This is a genomic window from Anoxybacillus thermarum (assembly GCF_000836725.1).
Lineage (GTDB): Bacteria > Bacillota > Bacilli > Bacillales > Anoxybacillaceae > Anoxybacillus > Anoxybacillus thermarum.
In genome coordinates this window covers 1-16713 of the sequence record NZ_JXTH01000026.1, presented here as the reverse complement: position 1 = coordinate 16713, position 16713 = coordinate 1, and the positions used below count along the sequence as shown (strand labels likewise).

At 46.4% G+C, this 16713-nt stretch carries 14 protein-coding genes and 1 pseudogene; 2 read left to right on the top strand and 13 right to left on the bottom strand.

Translation table 11 applies throughout. From position 1 onward, the window contains the following. Nucleotide 1 precedes the first annotated feature (1 nt). Together LH47_RS07785 and metH are read left to right on the top strand one after the other, a co-directional pair. Nucleotides 2-1849, top strand: coding sequence for a bifunctional homocysteine S-methyltransferase/methylenetetrahydrofolate reductase (locus LH47_RS07785; RefSeq protein WP_043966275.1), 1848 nt, complete (start codon nucleotides 2-4; stop codon nucleotides 1847-1849). After that, nucleotides 1842-5231, top strand: coding sequence for a methionine synthase (gene metH / locus LH47_RS07780; protein ID WP_043966272.1), 3390 nt, complete (start codon nucleotides 1842-1844; stop codon nucleotides 5229-5231). The genes LH47_RS07785 and metH overlap by 8 nt, the downstream gene beginning before the upstream one ends. 24 nt (nucleotides 5232-5255) lie before the next feature. On the opposite strand, the gene LH47_RS07775 is transcribed toward metH, so the two are convergent. The 13 genes and pseudogenes from LH47_RS07775 to LH47_RS07715 form a co-directional block, all read right to left on the bottom strand. Then, nucleotides 5256-5675, bottom strand: coding sequence for a PIN domain-containing protein (locus LH47_RS07775; RefSeq protein ID WP_043966270.1), 420 nt, complete (start codon nucleotides 5673-5675; stop codon nucleotides 5256-5258). Continuing rightward, nucleotides 5663-5962 carry an AbrB/MazE/SpoVT family DNA-binding domain-containing protein gene (locus LH47_RS07770; RefSeq protein ID WP_043966267.1) on the bottom strand — a complete coding sequence of 100 codons (300 nt, stop codon included), beginning with the start codon at nucleotides 5960-5962 and terminating at the stop codon, nucleotides 5663-5665. The genes LH47_RS07775 and LH47_RS07770 overlap by 13 nt, the downstream gene beginning before the upstream one ends. A 75-nt stretch (nucleotides 5963-6037) precedes the next feature. Next, nucleotides 6038-6559: a cob(I)yrinic acid a,c-diamide adenosyltransferase gene (gene cobO / locus LH47_RS07765; protein WP_043966265.1), complete on the bottom strand. Its 522-nt coding sequence runs from the start codon at nucleotides 6557-6559 to the stop codon at nucleotides 6038-6040. Next, a complete protein-coding gene (gene cobA, locus LH47_RS07760) occupies nucleotides 6553-7302 on the bottom strand; it encodes a uroporphyrinogen-III C-methyltransferase (protein WP_043966263.1) in 750 nt (249 codons plus the stop codon). Before cobA ends, cobO begins: the two co-directional genes overlap by 7 nt. Beyond that, nucleotides 7295-8320, bottom strand: a complete 1026-nt coding sequence (cobT, locus tag LH47_RS07755; protein ID WP_043966262.1) for a nicotinate-nucleotide--dimethylbenzimidazole phosphoribosyltransferase — start codon at nucleotides 8318-8320, stop codon at nucleotides 7295-7297. Before cobT ends, cobA begins: the two co-directional genes overlap by 8 nt. Beyond that, nucleotides 8310-9824: a cobyric acid synthase gene (locus tag LH47_RS07750; protein WP_043966260.1), complete on the bottom strand. Its 1515-nt coding sequence runs from the start codon at nucleotides 9822-9824 to the stop codon at nucleotides 8310-8312. Before LH47_RS07750 ends, cobT begins: the two co-directional genes overlap by 11 nt. Further along, nucleotides 9817-11190, bottom strand: a complete 1374-nt coding sequence (locus tag LH47_RS07745; RefSeq protein ID WP_043966258.1) for a cobyrinate a,c-diamide synthase — start codon at nucleotides 11188-11190, stop codon at nucleotides 9817-9819. The genes LH47_RS07750 and LH47_RS07745 overlap by 8 nt, the downstream gene beginning before the upstream one ends. Further along, nucleotides 11172-12251: a cobalt-precorrin 5A hydrolase gene (locus LH47_RS07740; RefSeq protein ID WP_043966256.1), complete on the bottom strand. Its 1080-nt coding sequence runs from the start codon at nucleotides 12249-12251 to the stop codon at nucleotides 11172-11174. The genes LH47_RS07745 and LH47_RS07740 overlap by 19 nt, the downstream gene beginning before the upstream one ends. A gap of 1 nt (nucleotide 12252) precedes the next feature. Next, nucleotides 12253-13014 carry a precorrin-4 C(11)-methyltransferase gene (cobM, locus tag LH47_RS07735; protein ID WP_043966254.1) on the bottom strand — a complete coding sequence of 254 codons (762 nt, stop codon included), beginning with the start codon at nucleotides 13012-13014 and terminating at the stop codon, nucleotides 12253-12255. After that, entirely contained in the window at nucleotides 13011-13712 is a 702-nt protein-coding gene (gene cobI / locus LH47_RS07730; protein ID WP_043966252.1) for a precorrin-2 C(20)-methyltransferase, read from the bottom strand. The genes cobM and cobI overlap by 4 nt, the downstream gene beginning before the upstream one ends. Further along, entirely contained in the window at nucleotides 13709-14914 is a 1206-nt protein-coding gene (locus tag LH47_RS07725; RefSeq protein ID WP_043966250.1) for a bifunctional cobalt-precorrin-7 (C(5))-methyltransferase/cobalt-precorrin-6B (C(15))-methyltransferase, read from the bottom strand. The genes cobI and LH47_RS07725 overlap by 4 nt, the downstream gene beginning before the upstream one ends. Then, nucleotides 14880-15992 carry a cobalt-precorrin-5B (C(1))-methyltransferase gene (locus LH47_RS07720; RefSeq protein WP_043966247.1) on the bottom strand — a complete coding sequence of 371 codons (1113 nt, stop codon included), beginning with the start codon at nucleotides 15990-15992 and terminating at the stop codon, nucleotides 14880-14882. Before LH47_RS07720 ends, LH47_RS07725 begins: the two co-directional genes overlap by 35 nt. Nucleotides 15993-15994: 2 nt before the next feature. Then, nucleotides 15995-16417 (bottom strand): annotated as a pseudogene (locus LH47_RS07715) (precorrin-8X methylmutase); the annotation flags it as partial. Between the last annotated feature and the right edge of the window lie 296 nt (nucleotides 16418-16713).

Here is a 16713-nt window from a genome sequence, read left to right as displayed (position 1 = left end):
CGTGGGATTGTTAGATGATTTAAAAGAGCGCATCGTCATCGCTGATGGAGCGATGGGAACGTTATTATACGCGCACGGCATCGATCGTTGCTTTGAAGAATTAAACGTCACTAAACCTGAAGAAATTGTCCATATTCACGAGGCGTATATTGATGCAGGCGCTGAAGTGATTCAAACGAACACATACGGCGCGAACTACGTCAAACTAGCACGTTATGGACTGCAAGATGACGTAAAAAAAATAAACGAAGCGGCGGTCGAACTGGCGAAACGAGCGGCAAAAGGACGCGCTTACGTGCTCGGTACGATCGGAGGACTACGGAGCACGAACAAAAGCACGATTTCGCTTGAAGAAGTGAAACGAACATTTCGTGAACAGCTGTACGTGTTGTTAAACGAAGGTGTCGATGGACTTTTGCTTGAAACGTATTACGATTTCGAAGAATTGCAAACGGTTCTTTCCATCGCCCGCAAAGAAACGACGTTGCCGATCATCGCCCACGTCACGTTGCATGATATTGGCGTCCTGCAACACGGAATGCCGCTTGCTGAAGCGCTTACCGAATTAGAACGGCTTGGAGCCGATGTTGTCGGCTTAAACTGCCATCTCGGTCCGTACCATATGTTGCGCTCGCTTGAAGAAGTGCCGATTCCAACCCGCGCCTTTTTATCGGTATATCCAAATGCGAGCCTGCCGCAATATCGCGACGGACGCTTCATTTACGAAACGAGCGAACAATATTTTGAAGAAACGGCTCGTGCCTTTCGTGAACAAGGGGTTCGGCTTATCGGCGGCTGTTGCGGTACGACGCCAAAACATATTGCCGCCATCGCTCGCGCCCTTTCCGATCGCACGCCTGTATATAAAAAAGAAGTAAGACAACGGCATACAATTATCGTCCAAGAAGAAAAACAAACGACAGCCCCTTCTCTTGCTGACATCGCTCGCACGCGGCGGTCGATTATCGTCGAGCTCGATCCACCGAAAAAGCTCGGCTTAACGACATTTTTAGAAGGGGCAAAAGCGTTAAAAGAAGCGAACATTGATGCGTTAACGCTGGCCGACAACTCACTTGCGACACCGCGCATTAGCAACGTCGCTGTCGGCACGATCGTCAAACAACAGCTCGGCATGCGTCCACTCATTCATATTACGTGCCGCGATCGAAACTTAATCGGCTTGCAGTCGCACTTAATGGGGCTCTATACGCTCGGCATGACCGACGTGCTCGCTTTGACAGGCGATCCATCAAAAGTAGGCGATTTTCCGGGCGCAACGTCCGTCTACGATTTATCATCGTTTGATCTCATTTCGCTCATTCGTCAATTTAACGAAGGGCTTTCGTACTCAGGTAAACCGCTCGGACAAAAAACGAACTTTTCGATCGCTGCCGCCTTTAACCCGAACGTGCGCCATTTAGATAAAGCGGTGAAACGGCTAGAGAAAAAAATTGAATGCGGGGCGCACTACTTTTTAACACAGCCGCTTTATAGCGAAAAACAAATCGAAGACGTGTATGAAGCGACGAAACATTTGCCGACGCCGATTTACATCGGCATTATGCCGCTCACAAGCGCACGCAACGCCGACTTTTTACATCACGAAGTGCCGGGCATTACATTGTCTGATGACATTCGCAACCGCATGGCCATGTGCGCGAACGACCGTGTTCAATCAACGAAAGAAGGATTAGCGATCGCCAAAGCGCTCATCGATGCCGCGTTCGATTTATTCCAAGGCATTTATTTAATTACCCCATTTTTACGTTACGATATGACGGTCGAACTCGTTCGTTACATTCATGAAAAAGAGCGGCTCGCAAAAGAAAGGACGGTTTATTATGGCTAGTTTATTTGAACAGCTCGAGAAAAAAATTTTAATTATTGATGGAGCGATGGGAACGATGATCCAAGCGGCCAACTTAACCGCAAACGATTTTGGCGGTGAAGCATATGAAGGATGCAACGAATATTTAACAATCACCGCCCCACACGTCATCTCTCACATTCATGAAGCGTATTTTGCCGCAGGAGCTGACATTGTCGAAACGAATACGTTCGGGGCAACGCGCATCGTCCTAGACGAATATGACCTCGGCCATTTAGCGCTTGAGTTAAATATCGAAGCAGCTAAACTTGCAAAACGAGCAGCGGAAAAATATACGACAACCGATTGGCCGCGCTTCGTTGCCGGCTCGATGGGTCCGACGACAAAAACGCTTTCTGTCACAGGCGGAGCGACGTTTGCGGAGCTCGTTGCTGCGTATGAAGAACAAGCGCGCGGGCTGCTACTTGGCGGCGTCGATTTATTGTTGTTAGAAACGTGCCAAGATACGTTAAACGTCAAAGCCGCCTTTCTCGGCATTACCGAAGCGTTTCAAGCGGTCGGAAAACGAGTGCCGCTTATGATTTCTGGAACGATTGAACCGATGGGAACGACGCTGGCCGGACAAACGATCGAATCGTTTTTTATTTCCATCCAACATATGAAACCTTTTGCCGTCGGTTTAAACTGCGCCACAGGTCCGGAATTTATGACCGACCATTTGCGCTCGCTCGCTTCATTAGCGAACACGGCCGTCAGCTGTTATCCAAACGCCGGGCTTCCTGACGAAGAAGGGCACTACCACGAAACGCCAGACATGCTTGCGAAAAAAATTCGCCAATTTGCCGAAAAAGGATGGCTAAACATTGTCGGCGGCTGCTGCGGCACGACTCCTGAACATATTCGCGCCATCAGTGAAGCGGTACGCGACATTCCGCCGCGTGTCATCCCGAAACAGTTCGCCATGCATGCTGTGTCTGGCATTGATGCGCTCGTTTACGATGAAACGATGCGGCCGCTTTTTGTCGGGGAACGAACGAACGTCATTGGCTCACGCAAGTTTAAACGGCTCATCGCGGAAGGCAAATATGAAGAAGCGGCAGAAATTGCCCGCGCCCAAGTGAAAAATGGAGCGCACGTCATCGACATTTGTTTAGCCGACCCTGACCGCGATGAAAAAAAAGATATGGAACAATTTATTCAACAAGTCGTCAAAAAAGTAAAAGTGCCGCTCGTCATCGACTCGACCGATGAAGACGTCATCGCCTGTGCGTTATCGTATTCCCAAGGAAAAGCGATTATTAACTCCATTAACTTAGAAGACGGGGAAGAACGGTTTGAAAAAATTATTCCGCTTCTTCATCAATACGGTGCAGCGGTCGTCGTCGGCACAATTGACGAACAAGGAATGGCAATTGAAGCAAAACGAAAGCTTGACATCGCCCTTCGTTCATACGATTTACTCGTCAATAAATATGGCGTTTCACCGCACGACATTATTTTCGATCCGCTCGTCTTCCCGATCGGTACAGGAGATGAGCAATATATTGGCGCAGCAAAAGAAACGATCGAAGGCATTCGCCTCATTAAACAACATTTGCCAAACTGTTTAACGATGCTCGGCATTAGCAACGTCTCATTTGGTTTGCCACCTGTCGGACGCGAAGTGTTAAACTCCGTCTTTTTATACCATTGCACGCAAGCAGGGCTTGATTACGCGATCGTCAATACGGAAAAATTAGAGCGCTTTGCGTCCATTCCTGAACAGGAAGTGCGCTTAGCAGAGGCGTTGTTATTTCACACAAACGATGAAACGTTAAACGCATTTATTCAATTTTATCGCGATAAAACGAAACAACCGAAACAAACAAACGTCCATATGACGTTAGAAGAGCGGCTTGCCACATACGTCGTGGAAGGAACGAAAGATGGGCTCATCGAAGACTTGACGCTCGCCTTACAAACGTACAGCCCGCTTGACATTATTAACGGTCCACTGATGAACGGAATGGACGAAGTCGGTCGCCTATTTAACGATAATCAGCTCATCGTTGCGGAAGTGTTGCAAAGCGCAGAAGTGATGAAAGCGGCCGTCGCCTTTTTAGAGCCGTATATGGAAAAAAACGAAACGAGCGTCAAAGGAAAAGTGCTGCTCGCAACAGTCAAAGGCGATGTGCACGACATCGGAAAAAATTTAGTCGATATTATTTTAAGTAACAACGGGTTTCACGTCGTCGATTTAGGCATTAAAGTAACGCCGCAGCAGCTCATTGAAGCGGTGCGAAACGAACAGCCAGACATGATCGGCTTATCTGGGCTGCTTGTGAAATCAGCTCAACAAATGGTGCTCACCGCCCAAGACTTAAAACAAGCGGGCATCTCCTTGCCAATTTTAGTTGGCGGCGCCGCTCTTTCACGGAAATTTACCGATACGAAAATCGCGCCCGAATATGACGGCATCGTTTTATACGCCAAAGATGCGATGGAAGGATTGACGCTTGCCAACCGTATCATCCAACAAGACATTTCTTATGAGAAAAAAGAAAAAACGAAACAAACAATCGAACAGCAAAGCGCAGTCGCTGTCATGACAAAGTCAAATGTGAAGCGGGCGCCGATTTACGTTCCGACCGACACAGAAAAACATATATTAAAAGACATTCCACTTTCACATATTGAACCGTACGTCAATTGGCAAATGCTTCTCGGGCACCATCTCGGTTTAAAAGGAAATGTAAAAAAGCTGTTGGCGGAAGGAAACGAAAAAGCGATCATGTTAAAAGAGCTGATTGATGAACTGCTCGCTGAAGCAAAACAAACAAAGTCGCTTTCACCGAAAGCGGTATATCAATTTTTCCCAGCCAGAAGCGATGGGGATACGGTGATCATTTACGACCCGCGCGATCAACAAACGGTCATTGAAACGTTTACGTTTCCAAGACAAATGAAAGCACCGTATTTATGCTTAGCAGATTATCTTTCGAATGAACAAATCGACTACGTCGGGCTATTTGCTGTGACAGCTGGCGCAGGAGTGCGCGATATGGCACAACGTCTGAAAGAAGAAGGACACTTTTTAAAAAGCCACGCCATTCAAGCGTTAGCGCTTGAACTAGCGGAAGGATTAGCGGAACGCGTTCATCAAATTATGCGCGACCGTTGGGGATTTCCAGATTCCCCCGATTTTACGATGGAACAACGATTTGCAGCAAAATATCAAGGACAGCGTTTTTCTTTCGGCTACCCAGCTTGTCCAAATCTCGAAGACCAAGAAAAACTATTCCGTCTTTTACGCCCAGAAGAAATCGGCATTCATTTAACGGAAGGCTATATGATGGAACCAGAAGCGTCCGTTTCTGCCATCGTCTTCGCCCATCCGGAAGCGCGATATTTTAACGTGTTGTGAAAAAGCTGACTTTCATCAGCTTTTTCACACAATACGATCGGGCAAATAATATTCACATGCTAGTTTTTTTAAATCCTTTTCATTCCATGTAACGACCGCTTGTACGGTAGGGGAATGTTTCGTAAGTGAACTAAGATAAGCATCCGCAAAATCAACACGATGCTTTCCGTAACTCGCTATCGCTTGCAACACAATTTCTTTATCGATCGTTTTTATACAAGGAGCCTCAACGAGCTGTGTTAAGCGTTCAGCTATTTCTTCTTTCCGATAACCGTAACGTTTTGACTCGAGAACCCAACAACATTCTGCAATCACTAAAGGATGTAGTAGAAACGACAATTCTCCGTTTACCGCCTTTTCGAACAATCGATAGGCAATTGGTGATTGGATTTTATCATCGTTAGTTAAAAAGCGAACAATTACATTTGCATCTAAAATGTACATCGTTCATCTTCTTTCTTCTGCTTGCTAGCAAGCCATTGTTCTCTAGCTTCTTTTCGAATGTCCTCCCAATTCATATCTTCTTGTTCTCGCTTTGGTGGCATGCTTCCAAATAACGATAGTAACGAATCTTTCTTTCTTACTTTCAACGTTACTTCTTGGTTTTCGCCGTAAACAAATACAACTTGATCGCCCGGTTCTGCCCCAAGCAGTTCTCTCACCTTCGTCGGAATCGTCACTTGATGTTTTGAAGAAAGCGTCGATGCATAAACATATGTGTTATTTTCCATCGTATCCCCCCAAAAATTCTTTACTTTTATTTTATCCTTACATTATTCGAGGGTAAAGATGAAATAACCAATTATCTACAAATCAATCCCTTTTATCGCATGAACACCTTTATGATAATAATGTTTCACTTCTTTCATTTCCGTCACTAGATCAGCAAGTTGAACGATTTCTTCTTTTGCCCCTCTTCCTGTCACGACGACATACGTATGCGCTGGCTTATTTGCCAACGTATGCATAACATCTTGAAGCGGCAAAACATCATCAATCGGAAACGACGTAATCGCTAAAGCAACATTTAGTTCATCTAAAACGACAACATCGTATAAACCAGATAACACATGTTGTTGTGCAAGCGCCCATCCTTTTTGCAACGCTTGGCGATGTTCTTCTGGCGTTTTCGTCCACGTAAATCCAACCCCTGTTTGATGCACGTCAATGCCGAGCTGCTGCAATATTTTCGCCTCGCCATACGGACGGTGCGGCGATTTAATAAATTGAATGACGACCACTTTTTTTCCGTGTCCCGCAGCGCGAATGACCAGACCGACAGCCGCAGTTGTTTTTCCTTTTCCATCCCCTGTGTAGACGATCACCATATTTCTTTCACCCACTTTAACTGATCGTGTAAGCGGACAACATCCCCGACAACGATAATGGCAGGGGAAGACAGTTGTTTTTCATTGACGATGTTCACAATTGTTTGTAACGTACCGACAACGGTTCGTTGCCTTGTCGTCGTTGCCCATTCGATGACTGCCACAGGCGTCTCGCCATCTTTGCCATGGCGTTGTAGTTGTTTACAAATGTAAGCGATATTTGCCATCCCCATATAAAATACGATCGTATTTGTTGCCTCGCTTAATGCGTCCCATCGAATGCGATCACGTTCCCCGCTCTGATGTCCCGCAATAAACGTCACCCCGCCAGCATAATTGCGATGCGTCACAGGAATGCCAGCATAGGCAGGAGCAGCAACGCCCGCTGTCACACCGGGGACGATTTCATACGGGATGCCGTATGCGCGCAAATGCTCCGCCTCTTCCCCACCGCGACCGAACATAAACGGATCTCCCCCTTTTAAACGAACGACCGTCTTTCCTTGCAAGGCGTGTTCAACAAGCCATTGATGGATTTGTTGTTGAATGTTTCCATGTTTTCTCGGTTCTTTTCCGCAATATAACAGTTCAACTCCTTCCTTCGCATAAACGAGCAGCTGTTTACTCACGAGTCGATCGTAAATAATGACATCCGCCTTTTCAATACATTCACGTCCGTATACAGTAATGAGCTTCGGATCACCCGGACCTGCCCCAACAATATATACTTTTCCTTTATTCATGATGATCGCTCCCTGTCGCTACGTTGGCTGATGAAAATGTCGCCATACGAAGCATCGCTAGCGCCATATTGACGATCGGAAAGGACACCGCTGCCCCGCTTCCTTCTCCAAGGCGCATACGCAAATCAAGAAGCGGCTCTTTATGTAACAACTCAAGAGCGATGCGATGACCCGGTTCTTGTGATCGATGCCCCGCAATCATATAATGAACGACACGTTTATCCAGTCGTTCGGCGATTAACGCCGCGACTGTACAAATAAAACCATCAAGTAAAATCGGAATGTGTCGCTCTGCCGCTGCGATCATCGCTCCTGCCATCGCCGCAATTTCAAACCCTCCGATTTTTGTCAATAAGTCGATGGCATCGGACGCATTCGGTTTATGTTTTGCAAGCGCACGTTCAATTACGTCTCGCTTACGCTTCAACGCTTCATCATGAACGCCTGTTCCTTTGCCGACAAGTTCAGCCACTTTGCGGCCGCTTATCGCTGCTAACAGGGCGCTAGCTGTCGTCGTATTGCCGATCCCCATTTCCCCAACGATCAAACAGCGGATGCCGCGATCAATCATCGCATTTGCTTGGCGATATCCTGCTTGTACTGCTCGCTCCGCTTCTTCTTTCGTCATCGCTTGCTTATGGGCAAAATTATTCGTTCCATATGCCACTTTTTCGTTGATAAAACCTTCTTCATGAATATCAACCGCCACGCCAACATCAACAACTGCAAACGCTGCACCAATCTGTTTGCTAAATACGTTAATGGCAGCTCCGCCGCGCACAAAATTGAGCACCATTTGAGCCGTTACTTCTTGCGGATACGCAGACACCCCTTCTTCTGCAATGCCGTGGTCGGCCGCAAAGACGAGCACACCCGGCGGCGTCACGCTTGGAAAACGCTCCCCTGTCATTCTCGCAATATCAATCGCTAGCTCTTCAAGTCGTCCAAGGCTTCCACGCGGTTTCGTTAGTTGATCAATATAGTTGCGTACTTCTTCCCCAATTTGTTCATAAAGCATCATTGTTTCCCCCTTGAAATTCCATCATTTTTCGTTCAATTGTTGTCACATTGACGCTTGTTTCGACGCAATCGGCTAGTTCATCAAATGCCTGCATGCGCAATTGTCGATAAAGCGGTCGGGTAGGAAGTGGCGGAAGTTGTTTTTTTCTCCGCACGTCGTTTAATAAATGATGGCGAAACACATCGTTATGAAACAAATCGTGCATATATGTTCCAATCATACGTTCATCTTTCGTTTTACAGCCGTCTGTTTTCCCGTTCTGTAAAATAAGTGGTTCACCGCTTTTTACGATCGAGCGTCCCATATGAATTTCATATCCGCTCACATGAAACGTTTCGCGTTGAAACGTCAATATCCCTTCACACAAAACCGTCGTTTTTTCACAAGCAAGCGTCGTTTCAATCGGCAGCAAATTTAATCCCTCTATCTCATCGAGTGGCGTTTCGACATGAAACGGATCTTTTATACGTTCGCCAAGCATTTGATAGCCACCGCAAATACCGATCATGATCGTATCGCTTCGTTCATATAAGCGGCGAATCGCTACAAATAATCCTGTTTCTTTTAAAAATTGGACATCTTCAATTGTATTTTTGCTCCCCGGCAAAATAAGTATATCTGGCTCACCTAACAACGACGCATCCGTCACAAACCGCACCGAACAGTCCGGCTCGGCAAAAAACGGATCGATATCAGTAAAGTTAGACATGCGCGGATATTGAACGACCGCTACATCAATCGCTTTCGCATCGTCTTTTTTTGTCGCATAACGAGAAAGTGCTACAGAATCTTCTGCATCGATGCGCAAATGCATATACGGAATGACGCCAAGCACCGGCACGCCTGTATATTGCTCAAACCAACGCAATCCCGGCTGAAGAAGCGCAACATCGCCACGAAATTTATTAATAATCACCCCGATGACACGTTTCCGATCACGTTCATCTAACAGCTGCAATGTGCCAACTAAACTCGCAAACACTCCACCGCGCTCAATATCGCCAATTAAGACAACGGGAGCATTCGCCATGCGCGCCACGCGCATATTTACAAGCTCACGATCGTTCAAATTTACTTCCGCAGGGCTTCCCGCTCCTTCAATGACTAGGCGATCGTATTGTTTCATTAATACATCGAGCGATTGTTGAATAATGTTCAGTCCTGTATGAAAAAACTCGGTTCGATAAGCGCTCGCTTGCATGTTTTTGTACGGTTTTCCATGTACGACAATTTGCGCTTCTTGATCGCGGCTCGGCTTAATTAAAATCGGATTCATATGCGTCGTCGCTAACACCCCTGCCGCCTCCGCCTGCACTCCTTGCGCGCGTCCGATTTCTTTTCCGTCAATCGTTACGTATGAATTGAGCGACATATTTTGCGACTTAAACGGTGCCGTTTTCCAACCGTTGCGGGCGAATATGCGACAAAAAGCTGTCGCGATCACACTTTTTCCCGCATCGGAATGCGTTCCTTGAAACATAATCGGCAGCGCTTTACGCATCGCCTTTCACCTCGCTGCATGCCTTCAACCACCGCTCAACAAGCAAAGGGTTCGATGGAAAATAAAAATGAATGTAGCCAGCGACTAACCGATGATCCATATATCCGTCCCGCTTGCATCCGCGCAGCCCTTTCGCTTCATACGCAAATTTTTCTTCTTCTCTTCGAATAAACGTTGAATAATGAAATTCATGTCCTTTCGCTTCATCTTGTTCAAACAAAAAGTTTCCTTCCATTCCTGTCACTTCGCGATATCCGAGCGCCACAAGCTTTCGATGCATACACACGTGCCCCGGAATGACGCCGACCATCTCGTAATATTGCCCGTCAGTCGTTTCGATGCCTTCTGTTAAATACATAAATCCACCGCACTCGGCAAGCGTCGGTAAACCGCGCTGAATGGCTTCGGCAATCGATCGTTTCACTTTTTCGTGACGCGCAAGCTCCGCAGCAAATTCCTCTGGAAAACCTCCGCCAATGTACAATCCGTGCACATCGTTCGGCACACATTCACCGGCGAGCGGAGAAAAATAAACGAGCGTTGCCCCATATGTCTGAAGCATTTCTAAATTTTCTTCGTAATAAAAATGAAACGCAGCATCTTTTGCGACAGCGACGCGCACATCGTACGTTTGTTTTGGCGTAAAAAACGGTTCGCTATGAAGGACGGTCGTTTCCGCTAGTTTCCATATAGCATCTAAATCGACCGTTTGCGCGATGCGCTCACCAAGCCGCTCAAAAAACGGTCGAAGCTCTCCACGTTCCACAGATGGAACAAGCCCTAAATGACGCTCTGGAATCGTCAAATCGCTTTCTTTTAACAAATAGCCAACGACAGGAATACCGCATTGTTGTTCAATCGCTTCTTTGACAAGCCGAAAATGCCCCTCGCTCCCAACGCGATTCGCAATAACTCCAACGATGCGAACGCGCTCATCAAACAGTTGAAATCCGCGCACAACTGCCGCAGCGCTACGCGCCATGCCTGAACAGTCGACAACTAACAAGACGGGGCTTTCGGTGATAATGCTAATTTCTGCAGTAGATCCTTCATTTGCCGTTGCTCGCTTCCCGTCAAATAACCCCATCACCCCTTCAATAATCGACAAATGCGCTCCTTGGCTTCCTCTGCTGCATACGTCACGTACAATATTTTCATTTCCCATCCAACTATCTAAATTGCGGGAGCGCCTCCCTGTCACCGCCGTATGATACGTCGGATCAATATAATCTGGCCCACATTTAAACCCTTGAACAACGCACCCCCTCTGCTTGAATGCACTCATTAAGCCGAGCGTCACCGTCGTTTTTCCGACGCCGCTCCCTGTTCCTGCAACGACAATTCTCCTCACCCTTGTCCCTCCCATAGCGCAACGGAAATCGTTACATTCCCGCTCTTTTTTTTCGTTAACACAAGCTTATTTTGTCCGCTATATCGCTTCGCTGCAGGTTCGCTTACTCCATATGCTCCCGTGTAGCGGAATACCGTTTCCGAAGGCTCATCAATCGGAACGTCGTTCAACTGCTCGGGCGTGTAAAAAATAAGCGGCCACCCATATTTGTTTGCGACAGCTAATAAACCTTCTTCATCTTTTTTCAAATCAATCGTACATAACGCTTTCACACTTTTGATCGAAAAACGAAGTTGCTGCAACGTATCGCAGATGACTTGTTCAATTTCTCTTGAGCTTGTTCCACGATTGCACCCGACGCCAATAACAATAACTTTCGGACGATATAACACCCCGTTTTGTAAAATCGCTTCTTCCTCTTTCTCAAGCAAGCGATGCGTGACTATAAGCGCCGCATCCGGCTTCGCTTCAAGCGCCTCAGCAATCGAAGCATAATGCCGAATGTTTGATGGAATCGGCGTATCATACGTCCACCAATTGCGCTCGCCTGATTCTTGTACAATCGCAACATGTTGCTCATTAACAACCGCGGCGCTCACGGGCGTTAAATTGTTTTCATTTTCCCATTCCCATCCAAACGAGCGACCGAATAAGTCAACCGCAATCGTTTGCTGCACATCGGATGCCGTCGTGATGACCGGACGGGCGCCAAGTAAATTCGCTACTTTTTTCGTCAGCTCATTCGCTCCTCCTAAATGACCAGATAATACACTAATGACATGTTCTGCTTTATCATCAATAACAACAACAGCAGGATCTGTTTTTTTATCTTTTAATAATGGGGCGATCATGCGCACGACAGCACCGAGGGAAATAATGAGAATCAGCCCGCGATACGTTGAAAACAATTGCGGCAACAACAACCGAACATTTCCTGAAAATAAACGAATCCCTTTCTGCTCTTCGTCACCTTTGGAAAACTTATCCGTATAATAAATGTCCGCATCAGGAAGTTTTTCGTGCAGTTTTCTCGCTATTTCTACCCCATGCTTCGTAATCGCGACAACAGCATACATCTTACTTTCCTCCCTTGCGATAGCCGTGCGTAAATGTTTCATCGTACAATTTCGAGCGATACGATTCGTTCCATTCATTCGAAAGGGCCCAGCCTGCTAAAATAAGAGCATGTTGGCGAATACCGTGACGCTGCATATCGTCATGAAGCATGCCAACCGTTGTACGTACAATTTTTTCGTCCGGCCACGTTGCCTTATATACAACAACGACAGGTGTTTGATCGCTCCATCCCGCTTCAAGAAAAGCAGCCGTTATTTTTTTCGTTAACGTGGCACTCAAAAACAAGACAATCGTACAGTGATGTTTAGCAAGAGAGGCGAGCTGTTCTGGTACAGGCGTTCTTCCTTCTGCACGCGTAAAAATAACCGTTTGCGTTAAGTTAGGCACCGTCAACTCCACTTGTGCCGCAGCGGCAGCAGCAAATGCTGAACTGACTCCTGGTACGATTTCCACGTCAATTCCTTCTTTTTTCAAAAGTACGATTTGTTCCATCGTCGCTCCATAAATCGACGGATCGCCTGTATGAAGCCGTACGACAACGTGTCCTTTTTTCACTTCTTCACACATGAGTGAAACGATTTGATGCAAATGCATACCAGACGTACGAAAAATACGCGCCTCTGCTTTCGCATATGTAAGCAGTTCTTCATTGACGAGTGAATCGGTATAAAAAATCGCATCCGCTCGCTGCAACAACTTCATTCCTCTGACTGTAATTAAATCGCTTGCTCCCGGACCAGCTCCAACAATATATATTTTCACTTTCTCACCACCATCAACGTTAAATATGGCAACGACACATGTTCTAATTGCTCGATGTCCCATCGCACTTCTTCATGTGACGTCACTTTCGTCACAACTGCCGCTTTTTTTGTTAAGTTCATCTCTTTTAAAATCGATAAAAGAAGGGGTATCACTTTCGCGACTTTTAAAAAAATGACACAATCGTGTGCTTCGATCGCTTTTCTCATCGCATCGTAATCATCCCGTGCAGGAACGATCGCAATCGTCTCATCCCCATCAGCCAGCGGTAGTTGCAACCGTGCCGCCGCTCCATTGATAGAAGAAACACCCGGAACGATTTCGATCGATACATCCGAATATTTCATTTGCATCGTGCGCATAAAATGAATACACGTGCTATATAAAAGCGGATCTCCTTCCGTCACGAATGCAACATGTTTTCCTTCGCGCAAATGTTCCCATACAGCATCTACCGTTTCGTCCCACTTTTCACGCAGTACGTTTTCATCTTTTGTCATCGGAAAAACGAGACCGAGCATATGCTTTTCGGACGGAGAAAAATATGCCTCTACAATTTGTTGCGCATAACTTTTACTGCCGTTTGTCTTTTTCGGATAGGCGATGACATCTGCTTCTTTTAAACGTCGAAACGCTTTTACAGTCAACAGTTCTGGGTCTCCCGGACCAACGCCAATGCCATATAACGTACCGATCATTCGCTTTCATCCTTTCGTGCTGAAATGATATAAATTGGATTTAACGCATCAAAACGTGTCAATTGTAAAATGGGTTTGCTTCGTGAAAATTGGGCAAGCAAAATATCGGTATGATACCCATATTGCCGAAACGCTTCCATCGCTTCATGTAGCGTTTCAATCGTCACCGCATTCACGACGATGCGCCCCCCTTGTTTTAACCGCGCACAACAAACCTCAACAATCTCCCGTAAACTTCCTGCCGTCCCTCCGATAAAGACGGCATCCGGATCAGGAAACTGCTCTAATTGTTCTGGCGCTCGACCATGAACAAGTGTAAAATCCGCACGAAATTTTTTCATATTTTTCCGACATATTTCTATGTCATGAGCGTTTTTCTCAATCGCAAAAACGGCCCCTTCACGAGCCATTTTTGCCGCTTCAATCGCTACCGATCCTGTACATGTACCGATATCCCATACGACGCTTTTTTCATGAAGACAAAGCGCTTGCAAGCTTAAGATGCGTACTTCTTTTTTCGTAATGAGTCCTTTTTCTGGTTTCCGCTGAAAAAACTCTTCATCCTCTATACCAAACGTCCAACTCGGTCCTTTATGGACACGTCGTAAAACGACAATATTTAAGGAAGCGAACATGCCATCTTTCATCTCTTCTAACGTCATGAATCGGCAGCGTTCGTTTTCTCCCCCAAGGTTCTCCCCAACAAACGCCTCATATTCTGTCATCCCATATTCTAAAAGATATGAAGCAATCGCACGTGGATCGTTCGTTTCATCTGTTAAAATCGCTACTTTTTCTTTTCCATCTATACGCTGAGCAAGCCCTCTCATCAAACGCCCATGCAAACTAACGACATATGCATCGTGCCAGCTTTCTCCCATTTTCGCAAACGCCCATTGGAGCGAACTCACAGAGGGATATACTTCAATCGGAACTTTTTTCGCTAAATAACTACCGATTCCGTAAAATAGCGGATCACCGGATGCCAAAATGACCGTTTTTTTCGGCTCGTTTACAAGCGTTTCGAAAAGCGATGATAAGTTGCTTCGAATAACGATTTTTTCCCCTTTGTAGTGAGGAAAAAAAGATAGTTGCCTTTCCCCGCCAACGAGCCGCTCGCTTTCATTAATCCATTGTTCATACAACGAAGGAAGAGATTCTCTTCCATCAGCCCCAATTCCGATTAATTTCATTCGCTCCATCGTTTCGTACCGCCCTTCCCAACAGTTGTCCCTTTAACGTATAAAGCGTCGTCTCAATGACCATTCCGCCGTTCACTTCCCGCAACGCATGTTGACAACAATAATCACATAACAAATTGAAAAACGATAAATATCCTGCTTCGTACATCATATCTCCAACTTGCGACGCGGTGTTCGCTTGTTTCACCGCTTCAATGAGGGGGTTCGGAGCACCCGCTTGCTTCGCAACATCTGCTAAAAACTGAAAGTCGACAGGCGCACTTTTAGAATGAACCATCATGATGCCTTGGGCGACTTTTGAAAATTTCCCCATCATCCCAACGAGCGACACTGTCTGAATCCGAAGCCTTTTACATTGTTTCAACGTAAATCCAACAAAATCGCCCATTTCAATGAATGCTTCTTCTTTCAAATGAGGATATTGCTTCATCGCATACGTTTCGCTTCTTCCTCCTGTCGTGACAACAACGTGATCACAGCCACAAGCAACTGCCACTTCGAGCGCGCGTACAATACTTGCTCGGTACGCAGACGTGGAAAACGGAACGACGATGCCGCGGGTTCCTAAAATAGAAATGCCACCAACGATGCCAAGGCGGGCGTTTAACGTTTTTTTCGCTATTTCCTCTCCATTTGGAACAGAAATGACAATGCGTACCCCACGTGTTAAACGATGCTCGGTCAGTAAATGACGGACGACGTCCGTCATCATTTGACGCGGTACAGGATTAATCGCTGCTTCGCCAACCGGAATAGGCAATCCCGGTTTCGTTGCTCTTCCGACGCCTTCTCCTCCATCAATATGAATTCCTTCTTCCGTCCAGCAAACCGTCGCAACAATAGAAGCACCGTGCGTCACGTCAGGGTCGTCCCCCCCATCTTTCACCACGGTCGCGCTCGCTCGATCTTTCTCAATTTCACAAGAAACGATCGGAAAAGTGACTTCCCGTCCAATCGGCAACATAATTGTCGCTTCTGTTTGCTTCCTCCCAGTAATGAGCGCACATAGCGCCGCTTTTGTCGCAGCCGTTGCACATGCGCCAGTCGTATATCCTTCGCGCAATTTTTCTTTCTCCATACTTATTCCCGCTCCGCTAAAATAGACAAGGCATTTAAAGCGGCAACCGTAACCGTGCTCCCCCCTTTTCTTCCAACGTTCGTAATAAACGGCACGTCAAGTTTCGCTAATTCCTCTTTCGATTCCGCTGCCGAAACAAAGCCGACCGGTAAACCGATAATAAGCCCTGGGCGCGCTTCCCCTTCTTTCACAAGGCGAATAAGCTCAAGAAGTGCTGTCGGCGCATTCCCGATCGCAAATATCCCTCCATCCGCCTCCTTCACAGCTTTGCGCATCGCAACAATCGCCCGCGTCGTGTTTAATCGCTTCGCCTCTTTCATAACATCATCATCAGAAATATACACGTGCACACTCCCACCATATTTTTCAAGACGCACCTTGTTAATTCCAACTTGTACCATTTGTACATCAGCGACGACTTTTCGTGTGAGTAAAATATTTGTGGGTGACATTCAGGAATGATTCCCCGACGAGGGTTGCGAACTTTTGTTCGCGACGCTCGTCGGGGCCACCAAGCGAAGCGCGGTAGAAAAAAGCAAATGTCATGCAAAAAGGACTCTCTCCCTGCTATGATGGTGATGACCAACATCAATAAAACAGGAGGGAGAGAGTCCATGAAACATTTTACCACAGAATGGCCTTTATTAAAAGAGCTGGAGGAACAATTAGTCAGAACTCTTCAAAAGGTGTTCGCTGTCTTGTTGGCGGCCCTTTTGGAGGA

Bases quoted from the DNA above. Each gene is read 5' to 3' on its own strand.
- cobA (WP_043966263.1), bottom strand. From the start codon at position 7,302: ATGAATAAAGGAAAAGTATATATTGTTGGGGCAGGTCCGGGTGATCCG.
- LH47_RS07720 (WP_043966247.1), bottom strand. From the start codon at position 15,992: ATGGAGAAAGAAAAATTGCGCGAAGGATATACGACTGGCGCATGTGCA.
- LH47_RS07740 (WP_043966256.1), bottom strand. From the start codon at position 12,251: ATGTATGCTGTTGTCGCGATTACGAAGCATGGGGTAGAAATAGCGAGA.
- cobT (WP_043966262.1), bottom strand. From the start codon at position 8,320: ATGCTTTATGAACAAATTGGGGAAGAAGTACGCAACTATATTGATCAA.
- LH47_RS07725 (WP_043966250.1), bottom strand. From the start codon at position 14,914: ATGGAGCGAATGAAATTAATCGGAATTGGGGCTGATGGAAGAGAATCT.
- LH47_RS07750 (WP_043966260.1), bottom strand. From the start codon at position 9,824: ATGCGTAAAGCGCTGCCGATTATGTTTCAAGGAACGCATTCCGATGCG.
- metH (WP_043966272.1), top strand. From the start codon at position 1,842: ATGGCTAGTTTATTTGAACAGCTCGAGAAAAAAATTTTAATTATTGAT.
- LH47_RS07745 (WP_043966258.1), bottom strand. From the start codon at position 11,190: ATGGGAGGGACAAGGGTGAGGAGAATTGTCGTTGCAGGAACAGGGAGC.
- cobO (WP_043966265.1), bottom strand. From the start codon at position 6,559: ATGGTGATCGTCTACACAGGGGATGGAAAAGGAAAAACAACTGCGGCT.
- LH47_RS07775 (WP_043966270.1), bottom strand. From the start codon at position 5,675: ATGTACATTTTAGATGCAAATGTAATTGTTCGCTTTTTAACTAACGAT.
- LH47_RS07770 (WP_043966267.1), bottom strand. From the start codon at position 5,962: ATGGAAAATAACACATATGTTTATGCATCGACGCTTTCTTCAAAACAT.
- cobI (WP_043966252.1), bottom strand. From the start codon at position 13,712: ATGATCGGTACGTTATATGGCATTGGCGTTGGTCCGGGAGACCCAGAA.